Annotated in this window: 13 protein-coding genes; 1 reads left to right on the forward strand and 12 read right to left on the reverse strand. The window is 51.4% G+C overall.

Annotated elements, in window-relative coordinates:
- Positions 1–57: 57 nt before the first annotated feature.
- Positions 58–1,554, reverse strand: coding sequence for a malate:quinone oxidoreductase (locus EYB31_RS17850; RefSeq protein ID WP_131014728.1), 1,497 nt, complete (start codon positions 1,552–1,554; stop codon positions 58–60).
- 566 nt (positions 1,555–2,120) lie between these two features.
- Between EYB31_RS17850 and EYB31_RS17855 the strand changes: the two genes are divergently transcribed.
- Positions 2,121–3,572 (forward strand): esterase-like activity of phytase family protein, encoded by a 1,452-nt coding sequence (locus EYB31_RS17855; protein WP_131014729.1) that lies wholly within the window; start codon positions 2,121–2,123, stop codon positions 3,570–3,572.
- A 105-nt stretch (positions 3,573–3,677) separates the two neighbouring features.
- Here the strand turns inward: EYB31_RS17855 and EYB31_RS17860 are convergent, their stop codons facing one another.
- The 11 genes from EYB31_RS17860 to EYB31_RS17910 form a co-directional block, all read right to left on the reverse strand.
- Complete coding sequence (locus EYB31_RS17860; protein WP_131014730.1) at positions 3,678–4,253, reverse strand: uracil-DNA glycosylase; 576 nt, start codon at positions 4,251–4,253, stop codon at positions 3,678–3,680.
- A 194-nt stretch (positions 4,254–4,447) separates the two neighbouring features.
- A complete protein-coding gene (locus EYB31_RS17865) occupies positions 4,448–5,446 on the reverse strand; it encodes a Gfo/Idh/MocA family protein (RefSeq protein ID WP_131014731.1) in 999 nt (332 codons plus the stop codon).
- Between the two features lie 31 nt (positions 5,447–5,477).
- Positions 5,478–6,296 carry a carbohydrate ABC transporter permease gene (locus tag EYB31_RS17870; protein ID WP_240762561.1) on the reverse strand — a complete coding sequence of 273 codons (819 nt, stop codon included), beginning with the start codon at positions 6,294–6,296 and terminating at the stop codon, positions 5,478–5,480.
- Between the two features lie 79 nt (positions 6,297–6,375).
- Positions 6,376–7,272, reverse strand: a complete 897-nt coding sequence (locus EYB31_RS17875) for a carbohydrate ABC transporter permease (protein ID WP_131014733.1) — start codon at positions 7,270–7,272, stop codon at positions 6,376–6,378.
- Between the two features lie 74 nt (positions 7,273–7,346).
- Positions 7,347–8,678, reverse strand: a complete 1,332-nt coding sequence (locus tag EYB31_RS17880) for an ABC transporter substrate-binding protein (protein ID WP_131014734.1) — start codon at positions 8,676–8,678, stop codon at positions 7,347–7,349.
- 29 nt (positions 8,679–8,707) lie between these two features.
- Entirely contained in the window at positions 8,708–9,937 is a 1,230-nt protein-coding gene (locus tag EYB31_RS17885) for a Gfo/Idh/MocA family protein (RefSeq protein WP_131014735.1), read from the reverse strand.
- Between the two features lie 18 nt (positions 9,938–9,955).
- Positions 9,956–11,116: an N-acetylglucosamine-6-phosphate deacetylase gene (locus EYB31_RS17890; protein ID WP_131014736.1), complete on the reverse strand. Its 1,161-nt coding sequence runs from the start codon at positions 11,114–11,116 to the stop codon at positions 9,956–9,958.
- Positions 11,117–11,193: 77 nt separating this feature from the next.
- Positions 11,194–12,162, reverse strand: a complete 969-nt coding sequence (locus tag EYB31_RS17895) for an AEC family transporter (RefSeq protein WP_131014737.1) — start codon at positions 12,160–12,162, stop codon at positions 11,194–11,196.
- 6 nt (positions 12,163–12,168) lie between these two features.
- Positions 12,169–13,203: a Gfo/Idh/MocA family protein gene (locus EYB31_RS17900; protein ID WP_131014738.1), complete on the reverse strand. Its 1,035-nt coding sequence runs from the start codon at positions 13,201–13,203 to the stop codon at positions 12,169–12,171.
- Between the two features lie 39 nt (positions 13,204–13,242).
- Positions 13,243–14,865 (reverse strand): gamma-glutamyltransferase family protein, encoded by a 1,623-nt coding sequence (locus EYB31_RS17905; RefSeq protein ID WP_131014739.1) that lies wholly within the window; start codon positions 14,863–14,865, stop codon positions 13,243–13,245.
- A gap of 44 nt (positions 14,866–14,909) precedes the next feature.
- Complete coding sequence (locus EYB31_RS17910; RefSeq protein ID WP_131014740.1) at positions 14,910–15,653, reverse strand: glucosamine-6-phosphate deaminase; 744 nt, start codon at positions 15,651–15,653, stop codon at positions 14,910–14,912.
- Positions 15,654–15,752: the final 99 nt, after the last annotated feature.

A 15,752-nucleotide genomic window follows, 5' to 3' on the forward strand; every position in this document is an offset into this window, starting at 1 on the left:
AAAGAAACCGGCCTCTGTCCCCTGGATCACAGGACAAAGGCCGGTTATATTTGTTGGTTACACGGTTTGCAGCTGACGGTTCAGACCAAGCGTACGTGAAGTTGATGTATGAATTTCCTCAATCAACTCCGGATTTTTCAGAAGCGATACACCATAAGATGAAATCATCTCTTTGATTTTCGGCTCCCAAGCTTTAATATATTGCGGGAAACATTTATTGATGACTTCAAGCATGACGGAAACGGCCGTGGAAGCGCCTGGAGATGCCCCCAGCAATGCAGCGATCGAGCCGTTGGCGCCGCTGACGACTTCGGTGCCAAATTGAAGCGTTCCTTTTCCGGCTGCCGTATCTTTAATAACCTGCACACGTTGACCCGCTACAAGCAGATCCCAGTCCTCGCTTTTGGCGTTGGGGATAAATTGCCGTAAATCCTCCATACGCTTTTCCTTCGATAACATCACTTGCTGGATCAAATATTTCGTCAGAGGAACATTTTTCACCCCTGCCGCCAGCATGGTCACGACATTATTAGGCTTAACGGAGCCTATCAAATCAAACATGGAGCCGGTTTTTAAAAACTTAGGCGAAAAGCCGGCAAACGGTCCAAACAACAATGATTTTTTGTTGTCGATAAATCTTGTGTCCAGATGCGGCACAGACATCGGAGGAGCGCCGACAGGCGCTTTGCCGTATACCTTGGCGTGATGCTGGGCGACAACCTCCGGGTTGTTGCAAACCATAAACAAGCCGCTGACCGGGAATCCGCCAATATTCCTGCCTTCCGGAATGCCCGATTTTTGAAGCAAATGCAGGCTGCCCCCGCCGCCGCCGATAAAGACGAATTTGGCACAATGACGCTGCGCTATACCGGTGTCGATATTCCGCACTTTCAATTCCCACAAACCATCGTTTGTACGTTTAATATCATCGACATTATGTTTGAATTTTATGTCGACGTTTTGATTTTTTAGATGATCGAACAGTATACGCGTTAAAGCGCCAAAGTTAACATCCGTGCCGGAGTCAATTTTTGTCGCCGCTATAGGTTCATTGGATTTACGGTCTTTCATGATCAGCGGAATCCATTCCATCAGCTTCTTCGGGTCATCGGAATATTCCATCCCCTGAAACAACGGATTGCTGGACATCGCTTCAAAACGCCTCTTCAGAAAAGCGACATCTTGTTTCCCCTGCACCATGCTCATATGAGGCAGCGGTACGATAAAGTCTTGCGGATTGCTGATCAAATTCCGCTCTACAAGATAAGACCAGAACTGTTTCGAAACCTGAAACTGCTCGTTAATTTTGATTGCTTTGCTTATATCCACGGTACCGTCTGGTTTCTCATCGGTATAGTTCAGCTCGCACAGTGCCGCATGCCCTGTTCCCGCATTATTCCACTCGTTAGAGCTTTCTTCCCCTGCGCTTGCAAGCCGCTCAAACACTTTGATTTCCCAGTCAGGCACCAATTCTTTCAACATGGCCCCTAGAGTCGCGCTCATAATGCCAGCACCAATTAAGATAACGTCTGTTTTGGATTGTCTGTCACTCATGTTTACCGTCCCTTGTTTGCTAATATTTGAAGAAAAGATGAAGCCGCTCCCGTTTAAGCTCCATGGCAAAACCAGGGTGCGACGAAGTCACACACCTTTTCCTTATAACCTGATTCAGACCGAATCATTATGAATTATAGATTAAGATACTACCATTATATGATAGTTACATGCTATTTGAAAGCAGATAAATTCTCAATACAGCTCGAAAATCAAGCACTTTTACTGGCTTTTGCCAAGATCGTGATCGCAGTGAGCTATTATCGACTTATTGCTTCCATATCATGCATATCGAACATCCTGTCGGTTTTTCGATGTTTTTTTATCCGATCCGTTACACTGTTTTGACACTGTGTTTACAATACTTATTGTAATACGATTCAAGGAGCTTTGCCACCCCTGCGGCTTGAGAATCCCATAGAAAAAACTGGTGTATGTGAACACATTATTTCATCACCCCGGATTTTACAAAAAAATAATAAGAATCTGCCTTGATTTTTACAATACCCTGGTAAACTTTTCTTTAAGATCATTACTTAAGAACTTGAAGGGAGTTCATACTAAGCATGAAAAAATGGCTCATTACCTTATCCGCCGTGCTGGCCCTTACTACGGGTACAAGCATCGCAAGCGCAGCGAATGTGAACGGAACAACAAACGATCAAATTAAGTATTCGAACAACGGACAAGCCGTTTCGCCAGCCGCACCGGCGGTCAATATTGACGGCAGCCTCTACCTTCCGGTTCGCGCCTTAAGCGAATCGCTGGGCAAATATGTGGATTGGGACGAATTCCGCGGCAGCGTAGCTTTGACGGACAAACCCGTGTTGACCGGCAAATATTCGTTGAACGCGCCTAACTTGGCCGAAGGTATCAAAATGGGCGTCGGTTCCTCGTTGACGCACATTTCAGGCGACCCCGACAATGTGTTTTATTCGACAGCCGACCGCGGACCGAACGGCCAAATCGATGTCAATGGGGTTACGCGCCGCACATTCCCTATTCAAGATTACGTACCTACCATTTATAAAATTCAAATCGCCGACGGCGAAATTAAGATTCTCGATCAGTTCCCATTGAAACTCAACGGTACGGACCCTGTGACCGGCAAATCGACAATCAGCGGGCTCCCGAATATTAAAGGGCGCGACGAAGCGCCTTACGATGGGAAAGCAGAGAAAGAGCTGTCCTATGATCCATACGGCTTGGATATCGAAGGTCTCGCATACAACTCGAGTGACGACACCTTCTGGATTTCCGATGAATACGGCCCGTCGGTCGTACACGTCAAACGCGACGGAACGATCATTGAGCGGATTGTACCAAAAGGCTGGGCTGCTCAAATAGCGACTCCGCTTGTCCCTGCCCGCGAAACGCTGCCTGCCGTATACAATAAGCTTCGCCAAAACCGCGGCGCAGAATCCGTAGGTATTACACCGGACGGCAAATATATGTATATGGCTATGCAAAATGCGCTGCGCAACCCTGACAAGGCGATGGACAACTCCCGCCAAGTACGCATCATCAAGTTCGATCTGGCGACGTTGAACCCGGTTGCGGAATACGTGTACATCCTGGAGGATGCATCGCCATATAAGGATTTGGCCCAAGGCGACATCGTCCTTTCCGACATGGTGGCCGTTAATGAAAACACGCTGCTGATCGACGAACGTGACAAATTTGCCGGCGATAAAGCGCAATTGAAGCGTATTTATGCGGTCGATCTGTCGACTGCAACGAACATCCTCGGCAAATATGACGATGCAACAGCCGCAGGCAAATCTTTGGAGCAGATGAAGATTGCAGACCTGAAAGCAAGCGGCATTATGCCCGTCTCCAAACGCACGATATTAGATTCGGTTGAGTTCAAATTCCCGTACGAGAAAATCGAAGGTTTATCGCTTGTGAACGGCAATACGTTGGCCATCGTCAACGACAATGATTTCGGCATCGACAGCACGCTTCCAACCAACGGCACCGAGCTGTGGACATTCAAACTGCCATATACAATCAAATAATAAGATCGTCAAACAGGGCCGATGAGAATCGGTCCTGTTTTCTTTGTAAACTTATTTGGACAGCTATCATGACGGCCACGCTGCACGTCTACAGAAAGGTTCCTTTCACTGGACGTTCTCCCACTTTTTCTTAAGTGCTACCAGATCCTCCACGAAAAACCTCATTAAATTAGGGCGCCTTCTGACAGCAAGCGGATGATAAGTAAACCCGACGGGAATCCCCTGAAACTCATGCCAGCTCCCTCGCAATTCCTTCACACTGGCGTTCTCCCGCCCTGGGAATAATGCTTCAGCCACCACGTTTCCGAATCCAAATAATACAAGCGGCCGCTTCTCTAGAAGCTGCATCTGTAAGTGCGTTAAGCAGGCATCCCTGGCCTCCGGCTTATTGTAGGCACGGATTGGCCTGCATTTAAGCAAATAGGTAACATAAACCGAATCTATCTCCAGACCCGCTTCCCTCATGCCGTGCTGGAGTGTTTCGCGAGTACCGCACAGAAACGAATTTCCTTGCCGGTCCTCCCGGGCTCCGGGATTATCCAAGATCATTATGAGCCGGGCTTCGGGGTTCCCTTCCCCCCAAATCACACGAGTCCGCTGCTTGGCCAGCTCACACCGCTCACAATGCTGCAAACCATGTGGCACCGCTTCTTCGGGTAAGAGTACATATGGATGATCCATTCCTCTCGCCAGCCCTTTCTTGTTGCATCCAATGAAACCAGTATACCCGAAGAGCCATCAGGTTCATGCGGAGGGGAACACATGTTTCTGTTTATCATTGAATGTAACTGCCCCATGCATGTGCCGGTCAAACTAGTTTTGCCGCTTCTAAACTTCAAATATCCGCTAATAGCGGACATTTCAGTAATCAAAAGCTAAACGGCAATAACCGCCTGTTCGTCGGCTTCAATGACCCCTTTGCTCGCCAGCAGCAAGTCTTGGTGCGAAATCTCGTAAGATTTGCCCTCCACGCGATGGATAAAATCCTCGACCACCGTATACGGCGCCTCCAGAAGCTCCACTTTGCGGAATTTTTCCTGGTGTGTCATTTTGAACAGCAGCTGCTCCATCGATACCGCCGGGTCTCCGAACAATCTCAGCTCCACGCTTCCTTTCGTTCCGGTGACAAAGATGCGGCAATCGCCGAACGCCCAGCACTGCTCCGGCGTATGCCAATCCGCATATAACTGGGCGATCAGATTGCCCTCCATGCACACCTGCGCTGCGGCCGTATCGTAAAACCGCGGATACTCAGGCAAAATATGTTTCCCCATCAGACTGGTAGTTGCAATCACTTCCCGGCCGGTTAGCCACCTCAGCAGATCGAAGTCGTGGATCAGCAGGTCGATGATAATGCCGCCGTTTTGCTCTTTGGAGAAATGCCAAGGATGCCGTGTAGCCGGAGACAGTTTGTGCGGTTTGCGCATCGTAATGCTGGTGATTTCGCCCAACTCACCCGCGTCCATCATCTGCTTGAGCGTATAAATCGACTTTCTTTGCCGCGACACCAGCAGCATGCCCACTTCGATGTTGCTGCGTTTGAACAACGCTTCCAGCCGGTTAAAGTCATCTCGGCAAGTGACGATCGGTTTATCCAGCATAATATGTTTGCCGTGCCGTTCGCAGGTTTCAATGATATCGATCTTCTTGCTATTTATTGCGGAAGAACCGACAATTTGCACTTTCGGTGATAACAGCACATCCGGGTCGCTTACACGCGGGATGCTGAACTGGTCCGACAGCTTATTCGCAAGAGAAGGCTCATCTGCATCGTATACGCCCGCACAGCTGTAGCCAAGCTCCAGCATTTCGTTGATAAACATGCTGATATGGGCATGCCGGCAGCCAATAATTGAGAACATCTTTGTATTCATAAATGACCTCCTCCAAAATATACGATATGGATCATCCCTTTAGCCCGCTGGTCGTGACGCTTTCCACAATGTACTTTTGAAAGAAAAAGAAGATAAGCACAACCGGCAGCAGCGACAGAGTCGACATGGCGAACATCCCGCCCCAGTTGCTAAGCGAATCGGCGTCCAGGAACAGCTTCAACGCAAGCGACACCGGATATAGCTCCGGTTTGTTCAAGTAGAGCAGCGGACTGATAAAATCGTCCCACCGCCAGTAGAACGAAAAGATGGTTGCCGTAATCAGCGCAGGCACGATGAGCGGCACGATAATCCGGAAGAAAATCGAATATTTGCTGCAGCCGTCCATTTTGGCCGCCTCATCCATTTCCGGCGGGATCGACCGAATGAACTGCATGATCATAAAGATAAAGAAAGGAGTCCCGAAATAATGCGGGACAATGACCGGCTTAAACGTCGAGATCCAACCCATCTTCGAAAACATAATATACTGCGGAATAATGGTCACATCGTGGGGCAGCATCATCGTCATCATGACGCAGCCGAACCAGAAGCTTCTGCCTTTGAACGGAATCCGGCCGAGGCCGTAGGCCACCAGGGCGGACGATGCTACGGCTCCGATGGTGGAAAGAATCACGATAATAAAGGAATTTTTGAAAAACGTCGTAAAGCTGACCGAACCAAATCCCTTCCACCCGGTTACATAGTTGTGAAACTCCAGTGTGCTTGGGATCAAATTAAAGGCGGTTGCGAAAATTTCCGTATTAGGCTTGAGCGAACTGACAGCCATCCAGACGATCGGATAAATCATCAGCAGCGCCAGCCCTCCGACACCTACATGGTAGACGAGCATTTTGAGGGGAAAGGCGCTTCTTCGGCCGGTGCCGCTGCTTGCTAACGGTTTGCTTCGCAGATTGGTTGACAGCATCGCACTAGTCTCCTTTCGACTCATAATGGACCCAGTAGGCGGAGGATTTAAAAATGCCATACGTAATGATCGCGATGACTACCAGCATGACCCAAGCCATCGCGGAGGCGTAGCCCATCTCCATGAAGCTGAATGCCCTGCGGTATAAATACAGCGAATACAACAGCGTGTTGTCGAGCGGTCCGCCTTCGCCTTTGGAAATTACGTACGCCGGTGTGAAGGTCATAAAACCGGAAATCGTCTGCATGATCAGATTAAACAAAATGATAGGGCTCAGCATCGGAAGCGTAATTTTCGTAAAACGATGGAACACGTTGGCTCCGTCCACACTGGCCGCTTCATAGTAGGTTTGCGGAATATTTTTCAACCCGGCAAGAAAGATCAGCATCGAAGAACCGAACTGCCACACGGAGAGCGCAACCAGCGTCCACAGCGCAGTCGACGGATTGCCGATCCAGGAAACATCCGTATGGTAGCCCAGTAGGCCAAAGAAAGAATTAAGCAAACCTTTATCGCCGAAAATTTGAATCCACATGATGGATACCGCCACACTGCCGCCAATCAGCGAGGGGAGATAATAGGTCGAGCGATAAAACCCTACAGCACACGAGGTAACATTCAGCAGCATGGCCACTGCCAGGGCAAAAGCAAGCCGCAGCGGCACGCTGGCGAGCACATAGGTAAACGTCACCTGGAACGATTTCATCAAGCGCTCATCGTCCGTGAACATCTTCTCATAGTTGCTTAAGCCAACCCATCGGGGCGACTCCATCAAATTGTAGTCGGTCATGGAATAATACAGTGAAGATAAGATCGGAAAGATCGTCAGAATGAGAAATCCAAGCACAAACGGTGAGATAAACACGTAGCCGACTATATTGTTGCTTTCGCGCAGCTTCATAATTTGTCGTCAACCCCCTTCTAGGTAATGTAAACGGACCGGGAGAAATCGTACTCCCAGCCCGCTTGCCGCCGTTATTTGGCGTTTTTAGCCATGATGGAAACAGCGTCCTTACGGAACTTGGCCGAAGCTTCTTCAGGGGTTGTTTTCTTATAAAAAATTTGTCTGCTCATATCGACCAATTGCTTGGTAACTTCAACCGCGCCTACCGGGTCAATCGGGTTGTTCGATTTGGTTTGCCCGCCGGCCCAGGCCACATATTCAAATACTTTCTGGTCCTCCGGCGCAAGCAGCGGTTTGATTGCATCCTGCACTTTGGTAGAAGCCGGAACACCGCGTTCCCCCTTCATAATTTTGTTCCCTTCAATGTCATTAATCATAAAATTGACGAATTTGATCGCTTCTTCTTTGTTTTTGGAGTTTTTCGCTACCGACAGCCCTTGGCTGGACTGCAGGAACAAGCCTTTGTCGATGTCCGGTCCCGGAGGCGGAGCCATTTCCAGCTGGCGCTTAGCCGCCTTGGAGTCGGCCACGTACAGGTTGGACCAGGTGAAGGACATCCCCGCATTGCCAAGCACCATTTCGTCGTCCTCCGGCACATCTTTCTTCTGCGCAAGCTTGTCGAGCGACAGCAAATAACCGTCATTGTACAACTTCTGATAACGTGTATAGTAATCAACGAACATCTTGTCGTCCTGGTATCCGATGCCTTTTTCGTCGAACAGATTTTTGCCTTTTGTCCGCAGGTAGAAGTTAAAGAAGTTGCGGTCGTCAATGGTCGAGGTCAGCAGTTTGCCGCTAGCTTTCAACTTGGCGGCGATCGTTTCCACATCGGACCACGTCCAGGTCTTGGAAGGCTCCGGCGCCCCGGCCGCTTTGATCATTGCCGGATCGTATACGACGGCAAGCGCGTTAACACCTAATGTAATTTGATATGGTTTACCGTTGTATTTACCTACATCCAAGAAGCTTTGCGAGATGGAGGATTTATCGATCGTGCCTTTGTCCATATGCGGGCCAAGATCCTCTATCTGACCGCGGTCGGCATATTGGCTGATATAAGCTACGCTCATTTGAAAGATGTCGGGCAAATCATTGGACGCCGCCTGCGGCACAAGCTTCTTCCAATAATCGTCGAAAGAAGCGTATTCCGCCTGGATTTTTACATTAGGATGCTGCTTTTGGTACAATTCGATCATTTGCATCGTATAGTCGGCGCGGGCTTGCCCGCCCCACCAGGAGAAGCGCAGCGTAACCGGCGCATCGCTTTTACCGGAAGTGCTGGGAGCGCTGCTGGAGGCGCCCCCCGGGCTTCCGCTGGGTGCGGCGGTCTCGCCACCACCACAACCGGCAATGGAAACGGCAAGCAGAGACGTGGTTAAAAATAGTGGCAGAAACTTTTTCATTTTGTTTGTTCCTCCTCATATTTTTCAGTTTATAACGGCCTCTTTACCAGTTCATTAAATAACACGCTTCTCCCCTCTCTCATCGACTTATTAGCCATAAACCCGATCGCATTGGACAGCGCGCCGTCCCAGGAGCTGGCCTGTTGATTTAACGGATCGGATAACCCCCCGCGAAAAATCATCTTCAGCAATCTCTCGTCCCCGCCGCCGTGCGCCCCGGTGACATGGGGAACTTTCACCGTAATTTCTTCCTGTCGGCGATTGTAAATTCGCAGCCGGTTGATATCTTCTCCGGCAAAAGGACCGACTGAGCCATGAAAAGTTTCGGCTTCGATTCTGCCTTCGCTTCCGCTTAAAGCCAGCTTGAAGCCTTCATAAGGCGAATAAGCGGTCAGTGAATAACTCATCGTGGCCCCCTCGGAAAACCGGGCGCTTAAGCTGACCGAATCTTCAATATCGATCTCTTCGGAGAAAACGCATTGGTCGCGATAATAACCGTCTGCGTCTTCAGTCTCCAGATACATCTCGCGGATCGAAGGATCGCTTCCGATGTCGTAATAAAATTCGCAGGTTTGCTTATACTTACATGTTAAACACCGCTCGCTCCGCTCTTCCCGGGTCGGCCCGTAAAAGCGCAGCGTACCGAATGCCGAGACCTCAACCGGTTCTTCCTCCAACAGCCAGTTTACAAAATCGAAATGGTGCGTCGATTTATGAATCAGCAGCCCGCCGGAGTTTTCTTTTTTGCGATGCCATCTGCGGAAATAGTCGGCGCCATGACTTGTATCGAGAAACCATTCCAGATTCACGTGCAATATTTGGCCGATGGTGCCCTGCTTGAGCAGCTCCTTGATGCGAACGACAAACGGACGGAACCGCATATTAAAAGTAACCGTTACTTTCCTCCCTGTCCGCCGTTCGGTCTCCAGAATCGCGTTGCACTTCTCCTCGTCGATGGTCATCGGTTTTTCCGTGATCGCGTCGCAGCCCATCTCCAGCGCTTTAATGATGTATTCGTGATGATAGCGGTCTATGGTGGTGACGATGACGGCGTCCGGCTTCGACTGGCCGACCATATCTTCGAAGCTGGAGTATACCGGGAAATCGCCGCCGCATTTTTGCTGCAGCAGCGCAGCCCGTTTCGGATTGGGGTCGTAGACGCCGACAATCTTTGCTACATCCGCAAATTGAGTGGAAAGAGGAACCGCAAACATGGAAGTGCACCGGCTGCCTGCCCCGACAATCGCATAAGTCTTCATGTCTTATCCTTCCTTTTATTAGGATTCGGAGGAAATCACCGTCTCACCGCCGACGACGGTTTCAAGCAGCTGCATATTCCCGTCAGGCTGCTGCTCATAAAATATGAAGTCGGCAGGAGAACCTGCTTCGATCTTGCCAATGCCGTCTTTATCCAAACCAAACAGCTCCGCCGGATGAAGCGTAGCCATATTAATCGCCTCACCTAACGTACAGCATCCCGACTTAACCGCTCTTCCTATACCGATATGCAGCGGTGTCGCCGAGCCTGCCAAAATATCGGGCGTTTCCGCCAGATGAAGAAACCCGTTTTCCTCCAAAACGACATTGTCATTGATATGTGTGTGGTAATGACCTGGCGGCATACCGGCCAGACTGACCGCATCGCTCGTTAAAATCGCTTTTCTGCCTTTAACCCGGATCATCGCCTTCAGCGTCGAGGCCGGAAGATGGAAGCCGTCGGGAATCAGACCCGCCCAGAGCCGGTCCTCGGCCAATTGGGCCCAGATATAATTCGGGTGCCGCTTGATATACGGATGTGCGCCGTTGCCCAAATGCGTGCTCATCCGCGCGCCTGCACCCACAGCCGTCTGAATGTGCTCCTCGCTGGCGGCCGTATGGCCGATAGAAACGACGATGCCGTAGTCCTGCAACCTCCGGATCATCTCGATGGCCCCCGGCTTCTCAGGCGCCAAGGTGATCTTGCAGATGCGCCCGTCCGCCGCTTCGTGCCATTCCAGAAATTCGCGCCAGTCCGGATCCCTGACCCAGGCGCGATTATGCGCCCCGCGCGGCCCATCCTCCAAAGCGATAAACGGCCCTTCGACATGGATGCCGATCACCGCCCGGTCCACGGCCGGATTGGTCTCGCAGGCCTCTCTGATCGTGCGGATGCAGTGCAGCATACGCTCCTTCGTGCCGGTGACGATTGTCGGACAAAACCGGGTGATGCCGCCTTGGTGGAGGACATCGACAATATGGCTGACGGTCTCCACGCTGGTATCCAATCCGTTGAGATCATAACCGCCGATTCCGTTCAACTGTACGTCAATCAATCCCGGCGCAATCCAACGTTCCGCCGGTTGATTCGTCTCTGTTACGGAAAGCACCTTGCCCGCTTCCGCAACCACTTCGATGGTGTCGCCGGACAGCCAGTGCTTTCCTAACCATTGTTTTCTCATGTGCCGACCTCCTTGCACAAAATCAATAGGTTCCTTGCGACTTCTTCAGAGCATACCGTCAACTAACACGCTTCGATTTACAAAATCAGAAAAAGAAGCAAGGGGAGCGTAATCACCGACATCACGGTGGACAAGATAGTGACAACTGCGGCCAGTTGCTCATCCGCTCCATATTTGGCGAAGATGATGGAAGCAAGCGTCATCGTGGGCATCGCTGACTGCAGCAGAACGACGCGAGCCGTAGCTGGGGCGATCGGAATCAGCTGTAGGACTCCCCATGCCAATAAGGGACAAATCGCTAATTTCACCACGGCAGGCAGCGGCAGCAGTCTCCATTGCACCTTCGGTTTGGTGCGAAACAGCTGCGCCAGCATCAGACCGATATACAGCATCGCCAGCGGAACGGTCATGCCGCCGAGCGTAAGGGCCGTCCGTCCCACCACCTCAGGTGGCGTCCATCCGCAGGCAGCGACGAGCAGCCCCGCGATGATGGCCAAGAGCGGCGCATTCAGTAGCGCCTTGAAGTTCCGGCGGCCCCTGATTTTTGCCCCGGCTTCCTCCTTCCTCTTTAGAACTGCCGCCACATAAGACCAGAGCACAACATCGAGCCCGGCATCGTACACAGCAGCCAGCAGAGCTCCTTCAGGACCAAATAACAGCGCGCACAACGGGATGCCGATAAACCCCGTATTCCCCAGTCCCGACAATACCGCCAGCTCCTTCTGCTTTTGCCGGCGCAGTCCAAACGGCAAGCTGAATGTCCACCCAAGGACCATACCCGTCCCGTGAAACAAAAGCGACAGAAGAAATACGAGCAGCATCTGCCAAAGCAGATGAACATCAAACGGCAGCGATGTCAGACTGCTGAAGATCAGACCCGGCATGGCGATATTTACGATCAGCGTCGTAAAAACCTTTTTCACCTCGTCGCGAGACGAAATAAAACGCGATAATATAACACCGACGATCGTCATAACCGCAAGCGATCCGATCAGCGAGATCAGCGTTTGCCCGATCGCTCCGCTAGGCAGCCCATTTAGCGTCACGACGGGTTACGCCTGACCGACGACCACTTCTTTGCCGGTTCGCGCCGACTCATAAATAGCGAGAATCAGGTCAACCGATTTACGGCCTTCCTCGCCGGAAATGATCGGATCGCGGTCCTCGCGGATGGCCTCAATGAGATCCTTGATCAGCACAAAATGCCCGTCGTTGGAAATTTGCGTCGGATCGTTTTTGGCGCTAACCCGGGGCTCCACAATGGGCATCGGTTCTTCGGAATCGCTGAACTTCCACTGATGAAAACCCGAATCGTCGAAAATAATCGTTCCTTTCTCCCCGTGCAGTTCCATACGCGACTCCTGGCCGGGATATACCGACGTCGTTCCTTGAATAACGCCAAATGCGCCGTTTTTGTATTTCACAACCGCAACGGCGGTATCCTCCACCTCAATATCCCGCACCAAGGGGGCGGAATAAGCGAAAACCGAATGCACATCGCCCATCAGCCACTGAATCAGATCGATGCCGTGCACGCCTTGATTCATTAATGCACCGCCGCCGTCGATCGCCCAAGTTCCCCGCCAGCCTGCACTGCGGTAATATTCCGGGCTGCGGTAATACTTCTGATAAACATCGCCAAGCACCAGCTTGCCCAGCTTCCCTTCTTCGATCGCTTTCTTGGCGGCAATAGCGGAAGGCACTAACCTGCGCTGAAATACGCAGCCTAACTTGACGCCAGCTTTGCGGCAGGCTGCAATCATCCGCGTCATATTGTCCGCTGTAATATCCAGCGGCTTCTCGCACAATATGTGCTTGCCGGCTTGTGCCGCCGCAATCGTTACGTCGGCGTGAAACCCGCTGGGTACAGCCACGGTAATCGCATCAAGATCGTCGCGTTTCAGCAACTGCTCGTAATCGGAATACTGATAGCGGATATTGTATTCTTCGACCATCCTCCGCGCTTTGTCCGTTTCCGTATCCGCTATGGCAATCAATTCGGCATCCGGATTGCCGACAATCGCTTTGGCGTGGGCTTGCGCAATGACGCCGGCTCCGATAATCCCAAATCTTATTTTTCTACTCATATCAATTACCCGCTCCCTTCACCTGATAAAAGTCGATCATCACCATGCGGCCACCTGTCCGTCCGCCCTTGACTCCGAAGCTCCTGCATAAACGCCGGTTTCGGCATCCCGCCAAATGATTTGACCGCGTCCAAAACCGTAGCTGTTGGTAGCCCGCACCACATGATGGCCTTTTCGCGCCAACGCTTCCGCAATATGATTAGGAAAAGAAGGTTCCAGCTCCAGCGTGTTGTTTTCTCTCCATTGCCACCGGGGGGCATCAAGCGCCGCCTGGGGATTCATACGAAAATCAATCGTATTCATTAAGATTTGCAGGTGTCCTTGCGGCTGCATATAACCGCCCATTACGCCGAAAGGGCCTACCGGCTGGCCGCCTTTGGTCAGAAAACCCGGAATGATCGTGTGGTAAGTCTTCTTGCCAGGCTCGAGCGCATTGTCGTGGTTCGGATTCATGGAGAAATCCATGCCGCGGTTTTGCAGGTTGATGCCTGTGCCCGGGATGACAATGGCCGAACCAAACGCCTTATAGTTGCTCTGAATAAACGAGACCATATTGCCTTCGCCGTCCGCTGCGGCAAGATACACTGTTCCGCCGTTCGGCAGCGAGCTCAGATCCGGATTGTATATCCGGTCGGTAATCAGCTGGCGCCGGTTATTCGCATGCTCTTCGGAAAGCAATTGCTGCACCGGGACTTTCATCTTGCGGCTGTCCGTAATGTAACGGAAACCTTCTTCGAATGACAGCTTCATAGCTTCGATCTGCTTATGACAAGTCTCGACACAATCTTTTTCCGCGAAATCGAAGCCCTTGACCAGATTTAATGCCATCAGCGCTACCAGCCCTTGACCGTTCGGCGGGATTTCCCACACATCAAACCCGCGGTAGTTGACGCTGATTGGCTCAACCCACTCCGGGGCGTACGATGCCAAATCTTCCTGTGAGAGGAACCCGTCGTAACGTTTCATGAAGGCGCCTATTTGCTCGGCAAGCTCGCCCCGGTAGAACGCTTCCGCTTTGGTCTGCGCAATCAGCTGCAAAGTTCGGGCATGATCCGGCGATTTCCAGAGCATGCCCGCTTCAGGGATGCGACCGCCGGGCGCGAAGGTTTCGAAGAAAGCGTCGAATGGCTCCTGGCCCTCTAGCTTCGCTGCGATACGTTCCACCCATAACTTCCAGTTATAGCCGATGACCGGTGACAGCGGAAAACCTTCCTCTGCGTATCGGATGGCCGGCTCCAGCGATTCGGTCAGAGGCAGCCGCCCGAATTTTTCGGACAATGCCTGCCAGGCAGCGGGGGTACCGGGTACGGTAACCGGCAGGACGCCCCACTCGGGGATTTTGCTGTACCCGGCCTGCCGCAAAGCGTCGATGGACATCCCTTTCGGCGCCGGACCGCTTGCATTCAGCCCGTATAGACGCCCGCCATGCCACACAAGGGCAAAGGCGTCCCCGCCGATGCTGGTTGAGTTCGGCTCAAGCACCGTTAAGCTGGCTGCAGCGCCGATCGCAGCGTCAACAGCGTTGCCGCCCCGCTTCAGAATGTCCAGCCCGGCTTGGGCCGCAAGCGGATGCGAGGTCGCTACCATGCCTTTTTTGCCGTAGACAGGCATTTGAAACGAACCGTACGGATTATACAAAGGATCAAAGCTAAGGTAATTCATTCCATTACCCCCTTATGAACATGGCACGGAACATCATCAACCACTTATAGTAACCATTTTGGGTCAGTTTGGGATGCGGACTGTTTGTCGAGATATAAGGTAAGATTGGGGTGTGATTTCATGATAGTGGAGGGGAATCGATGATCGATATCGTTCTCGAAGAATTCTCGGATGGCTTTGGCTTTGACTTTATTAGGAACACAAGAAAGGATGGTCCTGCTTTTCATGATTTGATGCACGGTCATCGTAATCGCCTGTTTAGGTACGTCTTCTACGGTCGGGAACCAGCCCTCGCCTACCTGCTGCTTTTTACAAATATCGTCCAGATCGACGACCATGTAGGACTGTTTTGTTTCGAAATCAGCCGGCGGGTCGTTGAAGGCGATGTGCCCGTTTTCTCCGATCCCGATCAAAGCGAGGTCAACCGGCTCCTTCGTGATTTCCCGGGTCAGCTCTTCCAAGTGCTCTGTAATATTACCCTCCCCATTGACAAAATGGACTTTCCCCAGCGGAATCAGCTGGACAAACCGCTCCTTCAAATATTTGCGAAAACTGGCTGGATGGGATTCCGGCAGCCCGATGTATTCATCCAGATGGAACATCTCTATCCTGCTCCATTCGATGTTTTTCTTCACCAGCTCCGACAACGTCTCGAACTGCGACGCTCCCGTGGACAACACCAGTCTTACCTTATCTTGCTTAGCAAGCAGTTCGTTTATGATGTTAGCAGCGTGCTCAGCAGCCTGTTCTCCCAATTTCTGCGCATCTTCCAATACATGCACTTTCATGAAGCCACTCCTTCAGCTATAAAGTTGGTAACTGACTTTATAGAAATCGATTTCTTTTGGCAGCAAGAAAAACTTCTGTCGCAGTCCATTCATGGATCA

The organism is Paenibacillus thalictri, assembly GCF_004307995.1.
Classification (GTDB): domain Bacteria; phylum Bacillota; class Bacilli; order Paenibacillales; family NBRC-103111; genus Paenibacillus_AF; species Paenibacillus_AF thalictri.

Excerpts from the sequence above, each read along its gene's own strand:
- EYB31_RS17870 (WP_240762561.1), bottom strand. The coding sequence starts at position 6,296 with ATGCTCGTCTACCATGTAGGTGTCGGAGGGCTGGCGCTGCTGATGATT.
- EYB31_RS17910 (WP_131014740.1), bottom strand. The coding sequence starts at position 15,653 with ATGAAAGTGCATGTATTGGAAGATGCGCAGAAATTGGGAGAACAGGCT.
- EYB31_RS17875 (WP_131014733.1), bottom strand. The coding sequence starts at position 7,272 with ATGAAGCTGCGCGAAAGCAACAATATAGTCGGCTACGTGTTTATCTCA.
- EYB31_RS17860 (WP_131014730.1), bottom strand. The coding sequence starts at position 4,253 with ATGGATCATCCATATGTACTCTTACCCGAAGAAGCGGTGCCACATGGT.
- EYB31_RS17890 (WP_131014736.1), bottom strand. The coding sequence starts at position 11,116 with ATGAGAAAACAATGGTTAGGAAAGCACTGGCTGTCCGGCGACACCATC.
- EYB31_RS17880 (WP_131014734.1), bottom strand. The coding sequence starts at position 8,678 with ATGAAAAAGTTTCTGCCACTATTTTTAACCACGTCTCTGCTTGCCGTT.
- EYB31_RS17885 (WP_131014735.1), bottom strand. The coding sequence starts at position 9,937 with ATGAAGACTTATGCGATTGTCGGGGCAGGCAGCCGGTGCACTTCCATG.
- EYB31_RS17905 (WP_131014739.1), bottom strand. The coding sequence starts at position 14,865 with ATGAATTACCTTAGCTTTGATCCTTTGTATAATCCGTACGGTTCGTTT.
- EYB31_RS17855 (WP_131014729.1), top strand. The coding sequence starts at position 2,121 with ATGAAAAAATGGCTCATTACCTTATCCGCCGTGCTGGCCCTTACTACG.
- EYB31_RS17865 (WP_131014731.1), bottom strand. The coding sequence starts at position 5,446 with ATGAATACAAAGATGTTCTCAATTATTGGCTGCCGGCATGCCCATATC.
- EYB31_RS17850 (WP_131014728.1), bottom strand. The coding sequence starts at position 1,554 with ATGAGTGACAGACAATCCAAAACAGACGTTATCTTAATTGGTGCTGGC.
- EYB31_RS17900 (WP_131014738.1), bottom strand. The coding sequence starts at position 13,203 with ATGAGTAGAAAAATAAGATTTGGGATTATCGGAGCCGGCGTCATTGCG.